Here is a 9591-nt window from a genome sequence, read left to right on the forward strand (position 1 = left end):
AATTTGAAGGACATTGTATTATTGTGGTTGATGATTTAGAAAGGCATAAAAAAGGAGTGAACTTTGAGGAAGCTTTGGGAATAATTGAAAACCTGAAGCAATTTGAACAAGTTAAAATCATTCTTATTGCGCATTCTGGAGAAATTCGTAGTGAGGATAAAGATATTTATGACAAATTCAAAGAAAAGGTAATAGATAGAATATTTGAGGTGACGCAACATTCAAATTCTATCAAGTGGGATAGAACGGGAGAGCAGGAATTTATTGCGAATTTCTTGTCTCAGCATAATGTGAAAAATTTGCGAACATTACAAAAAGCAAGATGTTTTTTTAATGATGTGGAACGGTGCTGCTTGGAGATTAAGGACGAGAAATTTATCGATGAAATACGGCAGATATGTTTTGCGGTAGTAGTTGAAGATACGGATAAGCTTTATTATAGAGAGCTTCCTGAATTTTCAGAACAGGATGCCTCAAATCCTCAAAAGCGAGTGACGAGGATTTTGGCAGAAAGTGAAAATAAGATAGAATCAAGGCTGGGACAGTATACTCAAAAATTGAAGTCGGGAGAGGCATTGGTAAAATGTATTTACAAATATTATAAAAATGAAAAGATATTGACGAAAGAGGAGATGGAAATACATTACAAAATATATCGAAAAGCGGGAGACATACCTAATAATTATAAGTCTGAAAAAGAAATGAGACAATATATTAGCGTGTGGAAAACTGAATTTGATGAGGCAAAGGGGAGCACTGAATTAACTTTTTTGGCGGGAGAATATGATCGATGGTATCAGGTTTTAGGGGAGGATGACAAAGAGCTGATAGAAACCTATGAAAAAAAGCTTGAGAAGTTCTTTGTTGACGAAGCAAAGAAAATAATGCCCAATCCTTTGGATTACTATAGTGGAGGTAAATTTGACAATGCCACACAAACGGTAAGAGAAATATATAATGAAGTGCTCAAAAGAGCAAAATGCAGATTGGTGCAGGATTATATAGAGTATCTTTGTGAAAAGACAAATGACGAGACAGCTTGGAAATATTCAGGACAGCTTAGGGACTGGTATACAGATAGCACGGATATAGGAAAGTATATTGAAGATAATCTGGAAAGGCTTTTTACTGAAAAATCGTTCCCTGTATTTGGTATGAATGATTGTAAATACTATACCTGCTGCAACATTATTAAGATGCTGTATCAGAAAGATAGTGAGCATTTTGTTGAACGGTATAAAGAGCTGAAAACAAGTTTTGACCGCATGAGCATTTACCGAACGGAGATGATTCTTAGAGAACTCGAAATCCTAAATCAAATCAATAAATAAGACAAGCCGCCCAGCGACCTTACGGTCTCGCTGGGCGGCTTATTTTTTGCGTTTCCACAACAGATATTCTTCGTAGCGGTGCATCTCGTTCTGTTCTTCTTCGGTCAGGCGCTGGCGCTGTTTGCGAGCCTCGTCTGAGGGGTCGATGTCGGTCAGACCCAGCAGGTAGTCGGCGGAGGTGCCGTAGAGCTTGCAGATGGCAAGCAGCACATTGCTGAAGGGGTAGCTCTTTCCCTGTTCCCACGCACGGATAGACCAAACGGAGATACCAAGCTTGTCCGCAAGGGTCTGCTGTGTGTCATCATTCAGTTTGCGGAGTTCTGCCAATCGTTCCCCAAGCATAGCTTGACCACCTTTCCTTACTACTAGTATATGAATCACTCCTACTTTTGACGAAAAGTGGCTGTACAATACTAGACAAGGCAAAAAGTAGCTGTATAATACTAGTATAAGGCAGAACTAGTACAAAAATACTACTTCCGCCGCAACGCTAAGGCAAAGCGAGGAATACCCCGTTGGAACAACTGATCGACTTTCACGCACCGGAAGTGCAGGCGGTGCTGGATACACTTCTAAAAGACCGCTCCACCGGTAAAAACATCATCTGGGCCACCGACCCGCCGGAAGAACTGCAAACGGTAATGTACGAGCCGGTGACGGATAGATCCCAGATCACCACCCAGCAGCTCGGGCTGACCCACTACGAGGTGGTGCTGCCCCGGATGATGAAGCAGACCGACACCCAGCAGCAGCGCACCCGCAAAAAAGGCGAGGTGTTCAGCCCGGCATGGGTCTGCAACAAGATGAACAACGCACTGGACGCTGACTGGTTCCGTGGGCTGGGGGCAGAGGAGAACGCCGGGCAGTTCACGGTGGAGCTGCCCCAAGGCTGGCAGACGGTGGAAACGCCGGTGCAGTTTCCAGTTTGCAAGGGCAGGACCCCGGCATGGGTGCAGTATGTGCAGAGCCGCCGCTTGGAGGTGACCTGCGGCGAAGCCCCCTTTCTGGCGTCTCGGTACGATGCCGCCACCGGCGAGATGATCACGGTAGCCCGGCGCATTGGCATTCTGGACCGCAAGCTGCGTGTGGTAAGCGAGAACGCCGCCACAGAGGACGAGTGGCGCAAATATGCCACCCATGCGGTGCAGTCCACTTACGGCTACGAGTATCAGGGCGATAACCTTTTGCTGGCGAGGGTTAACCTGCTGCTGACCTATGCAGAGCATCTGCAAGCCCGCTGGCAGCGCAAACCCACAAAAGAAGAGTTACAGCCTATCGCCAACATCATCAGCTGGAACCTGTGGCAAATGGACGGCTTGCACCTGTCTGTGCCCGGCGGCAAGCCCCAGCCGGAGGCAGAACAGCTTGACCTCTTTTCCATGTTCGGGGCGGCAGAGCCGCAGCCGCCCACGGTATCCTGCAAAGTGAAAAACTGGCGCAAGGGCAGCCATGGAACGACCCAGAACTTTGAAACCATTCAGGAAGGGAGTACCAGCATGAAGTTTGATTATGTCATCGGAAACCCGCCGTATCAGGATGAGATGGAGGGAACGTCGGATAACCCTGTTTATAACTTGTTTATGGATGCCACATATCCTATGGCATCAGTGGTAGAACTTATTACACCCGCCCGATTTTTGTTTAATGCGGGGAAAACGCCAAAAGCATGGAATGAAAAAATGCTTAGTGATGAACATTTGAAGGTTCTTTACTACGAACAGAACAGCGCAAAGGTGTTTAGCAATACCGATATAAAGGGCGGAGTGGCAATTACATATCGAAATGTTAGAAATAACTGTGGTGCTATTGAGCATTTTATTCCAAATGACTTGGTTCGTAGTGTTCTTAGTAAAGTTAAAGCACACCGTGCTTTTCTGCCACTAAGCGAAAATGTTAATTCAACAGAATATTTTAAGATAGCTAGTGAACTGTATACGGAACATCCGGATATTTTAACAACAATGATTGTCGTTAAAGGAAAGGAAGTCCCTCTAGTAAGTAAGGGACATGAATTTGATTTGACATCAAACATCTTGGATAAAAACGCAAGTATCTTCTCGGAGGTAAAACCAAATGATGGAGAGGAGTATGTTCGAGTGTATGGCCGTCAAAATGGACAACGAGCATTTAGATATTTTAAGAGAGCGTATTTGCAGGATGTTGAAGGATTGACAAAGTACAAAGTGGTTCTTCCGGAATCTAATAATAATGGTACTTTTGGAGAAACACTTGTGGGCCCTTTTGTTGCAGAACCAGATGTTGCAACAACTCAAACATTTATAACGATTGGATTTTATAAAAACAAATATGAAGCTGAAGCTTTGCTCAAGTATATCAAAGGAAAATTCGCACGAGCAATGTTAGGAACGCTAAAAATAACGCAACATAATAAGCGTGATACATGGAAAAATGTCCCTCTACAAGACTTTACCGCCCATTCTGACATTGATTGGAGCAAGTCGGTGGCGGAAATCGACCAGCAGCTTTACCGCAAGTATGACCTGACCGCGGACGAGATCGAATTTATCGAGACCCATGTAAAGGAGATGGCATAATGGCTGGCATAACCCTGCGCACTGCCCGGCAGGTGGTGCCCATGATCTACGCCTATACCACCCCGGAAATTGCCCGGCACAACGGCTGGACGAAGATCGGCTACACCGAGCAGTCGGTGGACAAGCGCCTGAAACAGCAGACCCACACCGCCGATGTGCTGTACCATGAGGAGTGGCGGGGTAATGCCGTCTACGATGACGGCAGCGGCGAGGTGTTCACCGACCACGATTTCCACGCCTACCTCCGCAAGCTGAATGTGGAGAACGACCGCAAAAACGAGTGGTTTCATCTGGATGGGCAGCAGTCCCGGCGGTATTTTCAGGATTTCCGCATGAACCGGGGCCGGGTGCAGCTGGATGCCGCCATCGCCTACACCCTGCGGGAAGAACAGGCAAGGGCTGTCCATGACACCAAGACCTATTACCAGAGCCACCCCGGCGGGGAATACCTCTGGAACGCCAAGCCCCGCTTTGGCAAGACCCTTTCCGTCTACGATTTCTGCAAGCAGGTCGATGCACAGACGGTGCTCATCGTCACCAATCGCCCTGCCATCGCCAACAGCTGGTACAGCGACTATGTACGCTTTCTGGGCAGGGAGTCCGGCTATCTGTTCGTCAGCCATGTGGATGCCCTTGCCGGGCAGCCCCATGTGCTGGACGAGCAGGGCTATCTGGATGCCGCCGCACAGGGCGAGGAACTGTATAAGCGCATTGAGTTCGTCAGCCTGCAGGACATGAAAGGCTCAAAGTATTTCGGCGGCGAGTACGACAAGCTGCAACACCTGACCGAGCTGAACTGGGATGTGCTGGTCATCGACGAAGCCCACGAGGGCGTGGACACCTACAAGACCGACCTTGCCTTTGACCGCATCCGCCGCCGCTTCACGCTGCACCTGTCCGGCACGCCTTTCAAGGCGCTGGCGAACGACAAGTTTGCCGGGGATGCCATCTTCAACTGGACCTACGCCGACGAGCAGGCCGCCAAGCGGAACTGGCAGGGCGCACCGGGGCAGCAGAACCCCTACGCAAACCTCCCCATGCTCAACCTCTACACCTACCAGATGTCCGAGATCATCCGGGACGAGATCCGGCAGGGTGTGGAGATCGACGGCGAAACGCAGGAATTTGCCTTTGACCTGAACGAGTTCTTTAAGGTAAAGCCCAGCGGCAGCTTTGAGCACGAAGCCGAGGTGGACCGCTTTCTGGATGCCATGACCACCCAGAACAAATTTCCGTTTTCCACCCCGGAACTGCGTGCCGAGCTGAAGCACACCTTTTGGCTGCTGAACCGGGTGGACAGCGCCAGAGCGCTGGCGAAAAAGCTGCAGGCGCACCCGGTATTCCGGGACTATGAGGTGATCCTTGCCGCCGGTGACGGCAAGCTGGATGACACGGACGAGAACCAGAAGAGCTTTGACCGGGTAAAAGCCGCCATCGCCCACCACGAAAAGACCATCACCCTGTCGGTGGGGCAGCTGACCACCGGTGTCACCATCCCGGAGTGGTCGGCGGTGCTGATGCTCTCCAACCTGAAAAGCCCGGCGCTGTATATGCAGGCAGCGTTCCGTGCCCAAAACCCCTGCCTTTTCCACGAAAACGGCACCTTCCACCGCAAAGAGAACGCCTATGTGTTCGATTTTGACCCTGCCCGCACTCTGCTGATCTACGAGCAGTTCGCCAACGACCTTTCACAGGACACCGCCAGCGGCAAGGGCGACACCGAGGAGCGCAAGGCGCACATCCAGAATCTGCTCAACTTCTTCCCGGTCATCGGCGAGGACGAGGAAGGGGAGATGATCCCGCTGGATGCAGAAAAAGTCCTCAGCATCCCCCGGAAGATCAAGTCTAAAGAAGTGGTGCGGATGGGTTTCCAGAGCAATTTTTTGTTCCAGAACATTTCCAACGTGTTCAGTGCCCCGCAGGAGGTGCTGGACATTCTGCAAAACTTCCAGCCCATCAGCGAGGCCAAGGCAAAGCCCATCCAGATCACCCCGGACACCGGCGCAGACCTCTCCCTGAACGACAAGGGCGAGGTGGATTTGGACGAGGGCTACGTCATCGGCAAGGCAGCGGATGTGTTTGGGGCGAAAATCTACGAAAGCACCCCGGCGCTGGACACCGCCCTGCAAGACCTGACCGATGCCCCGGCTCCTGCCAAAGAAGAGCATCTGGAACCTCTGAAAAAGAGCATCACCAAAGAGATTATCACCCCTATGGTGGAGCAGGCAAAGCAGGAGTATGGTCGGGACCTGAAGCTGTCCGACCAGAAGCGGTTTGAGAGCGCCGCCAAAGCCAAGATGGACGTGGCGGTGAACAAGGTGGTGGACAACTACCGCATCGACCAGAGCCAGCTGGAAACCCAGCGCACCCAGCAGCTGCAAAGCTGCACCACTGCCCAGCAGCGCCAGCAGGTGAACCGGGAGTTTGACGCAAAGCAGCAGCAGAGCACCGTCGCCCTCATGGAGACCTTGCAATCCACCATCCAGCAGACGGCGCAGGAGATGCAGCAGACCATTGTGCGCACCGTGGAGACCAACCAGAAGGAGCAGGAGAAAAAGGGCTACGAGGACACCGTCCGTGACCATCTCCGGGGCTTCTCCCGCACCATCCCGTCCTTCCTCATGGCCTACGGCGACGAGACTGTGACGCTGGCAAATTTTGACCAAATCATCCCGGACAAGGTCTTTCAGGAGGTCACCAGCATCACGCTGGAGCAGTTCCGCTTTTTGCGGGACGGCGGGCCGTATATCAACCAAGCCACCGGACAGGAGGAGCACTTTGCAGGCCACCTGTTCGATCCGGTGGTGTTTGACGATTCGGTGAAGGAGTTCCTGAACCTGAAGGTCAAGCTGGCGGATTACTTTGATGAGAGCCGCACCGAGGATATCTTCGATTACATCCCGCCCCAGAAAACCAACCAGATATTCACCCCCAAGTGGGTGGTGAAAAAGATGGTGGATTTGTTAGAACAGGAAAACCCCGGCTGCTTCGATGACCCCGGCAAGACCTTCCTGGATCCCTACATGAAGTCCGGCCTGTACATTACGGAAATCGTCAAGCGCCTTTACCGCAGCGAGAAGATGCGGCAAGCCTTCCCGGACGATAACGCCCGGCTGGAACATATCTTTGCCAAGCAGGTCTATGGCCTTGCTCCGACCGAGATCATCTACCGCATTGCCATCAGCTACATTCTGGGCTTTGCAAAGGATCACGGCATCACCGCCCACCATATCCGTCAGGCGGATACGCTGGAATTTGCCAAGGAGGGCACCATGGAAAGGGAACTGGATAAGATTTTCAGAGACTGACAAATAGAATACGGCATAAAACCAAAGGCGGCTGTCTGCATGTGTGCAGATGACCGCCTTTTTTGTGCTATACGCGCAACTTTTATGGAAATTTGTTGAAATAGTTACTTTTTGGCCTTTCTCGATGCCTACCAAGTGAGAGCATCTTTTTCAAGGTTGCTTCAGCCTTGAATACTTTCGGCGTTGCAAATTGTCTGCCTCAGTTGGTTGCTTAACAAACTGACGATATTTTAACTCGGCGGTTGCTTCAACCATATTTTCCAAGAACTTTTTAACAAATTTCTTTTTCGGGTAACAAAAAGCCCTTTTTCGATGCCTACCAATTAGAGAGATAATTTTTCGGAAGCCCTAAATTCCGAGGATTTTCTATAAAAATCGGCTCCTTGAAAACAGAATAGTTCAATCGTCCGGTACTTCACAAAAGGTACTTCTGTAATTCGCAGCCCGGCCATAACGAAGGTGGGGTGGCTGAAATGCCAATGGTGCGGTGCAAGCCCGCCGCCGGACGATTCCCCACTCCTAGGGAGCCGAGGGCGAATATGGGAGACCTTAACATATTAAGCAGACCAGTGTGCTGATCTGCAATTGAGAGGACTGGCGAATACGCTGGTTCTCGATACATATTGAAGCCGGACGAGCTGTTCTTCTGGACAGCTTGCCCGGTGCAGGAGTGCAGAGGTGCGGGTCGCTAGTGGCGACCTCAAAAGGCCGCAGGCATTTTGAAGCACCGACCGAGCCGACAGGCGAGACCGCAGCCCTTTGAAGGGAGTCAAGGGGGAACGCCTTGCCCAGTGATATGATGCTGTGCGTCATATCCTACTGGGTATTATCTGGCGCAAAATGGCGGCAGATCCAGCAGCTCCGCTGCTGCGCACTCTCCCGGCAAGCTGTTGAAATGAAAGAAGCCTCCGCTAAACTTTATACCAAAATCGGGGAAAAGTAATCAAAACAGGTTCACTTAGGGGGCTAATAATAGGCCTACGAAGCCCACGACTTTTGCAATTTCAGGTGCTATGATAATTACAGAGATGCAGCATCTTAATGATTCCCCGCAAAGAAAGAATAGCGATGCAACAAGAAATGGGAACGATGCTTCCTACTTTCACCGAAAATTAGGAACTCACAGTTCCTGTTCGACTATGAGTTTCTTTGCTATACTTTTCTTGCAGAGCGAAAGCAAACTCTTCTAAGCGGAAAGCGACAAACGCCATGATCTCCCACTGAGGGAAGGAGCGATAGGTCACTTTCTTTGCAGTATAACAAACACATAAATCCTTTTCTGAAAGGACTACCTCTCGATTCCGAGAGAAGATTTCAAGACACGGTCTTGAAATGCAAGACCCTTAGCTTGGAAGAATTGTATTACTCTTGTGATCTAATAGCATGAGTGGCCGTACACAAAAATACAGGAAAAGAGGGATGTCTATCTGAAATTAACACGACACAACGGACGAGCCGGAACCCACGGCACCTATAATCCCAAGCACAATGACCGCAGTTTCAACCTTGCCAACAGTGAACACATCGACCCGGAACGAGCCAAGGGCAACATCTACTGGGACTGTTTCCACGGTTTCCGTTCGGCTCTCACTCCACCTGACCCGGACGATTTAGCCGCGACCTTCTCGGATGTGGAACGGCAGTTCTACGAAACCCACTACACGGCCTTTGTTGAAAGCCAGAACGAGCGCAATGCCAAAATTCGTCACACGGAGCGCAACCGCTCCATTCCCAACCTGCTGTCCAGCCGCAAGACCTGCCCGGAGGAGAGCATCTACCAACTTGGAACGTTGGATGAACACGCTTCGGCAGAGGACTTGCTGAGCGTCGTCACGGAGTTCATCGAGGAGTTCAAAGCCAAGTATGGCGACCACGTTCATGTACTGGACTGGGCATTGCATCTGGATGAAAGTACACCCCACATCCATGAACGCCATGTGTTCGACTGCGAGAACAAGTACGGTGAGGTGGCACCCCAGCAGGAAAAGGCATTGGAAGCACTGGGTTTTGATCTGCCCGTCCCGGACAAGCCCCTCAGCCGCCGCAACAACCGCAAAATCACCTTTGATGCCGCCTGCCGGAAGATGCTATTTGAAATCGCCAAGCGGCACGGGCTGGAATTGGAGGAAGAAGCGGAGTACGGCAACCGCAAATATCTGGAAAAGCAGGATTTCATCCTTGCTAAACAAAAGGAGCAGCTTGCCGCCCAGCAGAACAAGCTGGACGAATTGACCCTCAAGGTCAACGACATGGGAACGCTGATCGATGAAGTTTCGGCAGCAGCCTACGACAAGGCGGTGGAGGTCGTGACGGATGTGGTGCGCACCGAGACCCGGAAAGAGGATATGCGGATGATCGAGGACACGAAGAAGTGGGTGCTGTCCCCGGAGAGAAAGG

General features: G+C 50.7%; 4 protein-coding genes and 1 pseudogene. 4 read left to right on the forward strand and 1 reads right to left on the reverse strand.

Features of this window, described 5'->3' with window-relative positions:
* On the forward strand, positions 1–1331 hold a 1331-nt coding region (locus tag ACT8X9_RS11605; RefSeq protein ID WP_444269088.1), incomplete at its 5' end, for a hypothetical protein.
* Between the two features lie 39 nt (positions 1332–1370).
* Here the strand turns inward: ACT8X9_RS11605 and ACT8X9_RS11610 are convergent.
* Positions 1371–1673: a helix-turn-helix domain-containing protein gene (locus ACT8X9_RS11610; protein ID WP_005932550.1), complete on the reverse strand. Its 303-nt coding sequence runs from the start codon at positions 1671–1673 to the stop codon at positions 1371–1373.
* Positions 1674–1846: 173 nt separating this feature from the next.
* Here ACT8X9_RS11610 and ACT8X9_RS11615 point away from each other — a divergent pair, with 173 nt between their 5' ends.
* The 3 genes and pseudogenes from ACT8X9_RS11615 to ACT8X9_RS11625 all read left to right on the forward strand — a co-directional run.
* Positions 1847–3886, forward strand: coding sequence for an Eco57I restriction-modification methylase domain-containing protein (locus ACT8X9_RS11615; RefSeq protein ID WP_444269089.1), 2040 nt, complete (start codon positions 1847–1849; stop codon positions 3884–3886).
* The gene (locus tag ACT8X9_RS11620) at positions 3886–7194 is read left to right on the forward strand and encodes a DEAD/DEAH box helicase family protein (RefSeq protein ID WP_444269090.1); all 3309 of its coding nucleotides are present in this window, start codon (positions 3886–3888) and stop codon (positions 7192–7194) included. The genes ACT8X9_RS11615 and ACT8X9_RS11620 overlap by 1 nt, the downstream gene beginning before the upstream one ends.
* Positions 7195–8825: 1631 nt before the next feature.
* A pseudogene (locus tag ACT8X9_RS11625) lies at positions 8826–9591 on the forward strand (hypothetical protein); the annotation flags it as partial.

The organism is Faecalibacterium sp. (assembly GCF_052358865.1).
In the GTDB taxonomy this organism is placed as follows: Bacteria; Bacillota; Clostridia; order Oscillospirales; family Ruminococcaceae; genus Faecalibacterium; species Faecalibacterium butyricigenerans.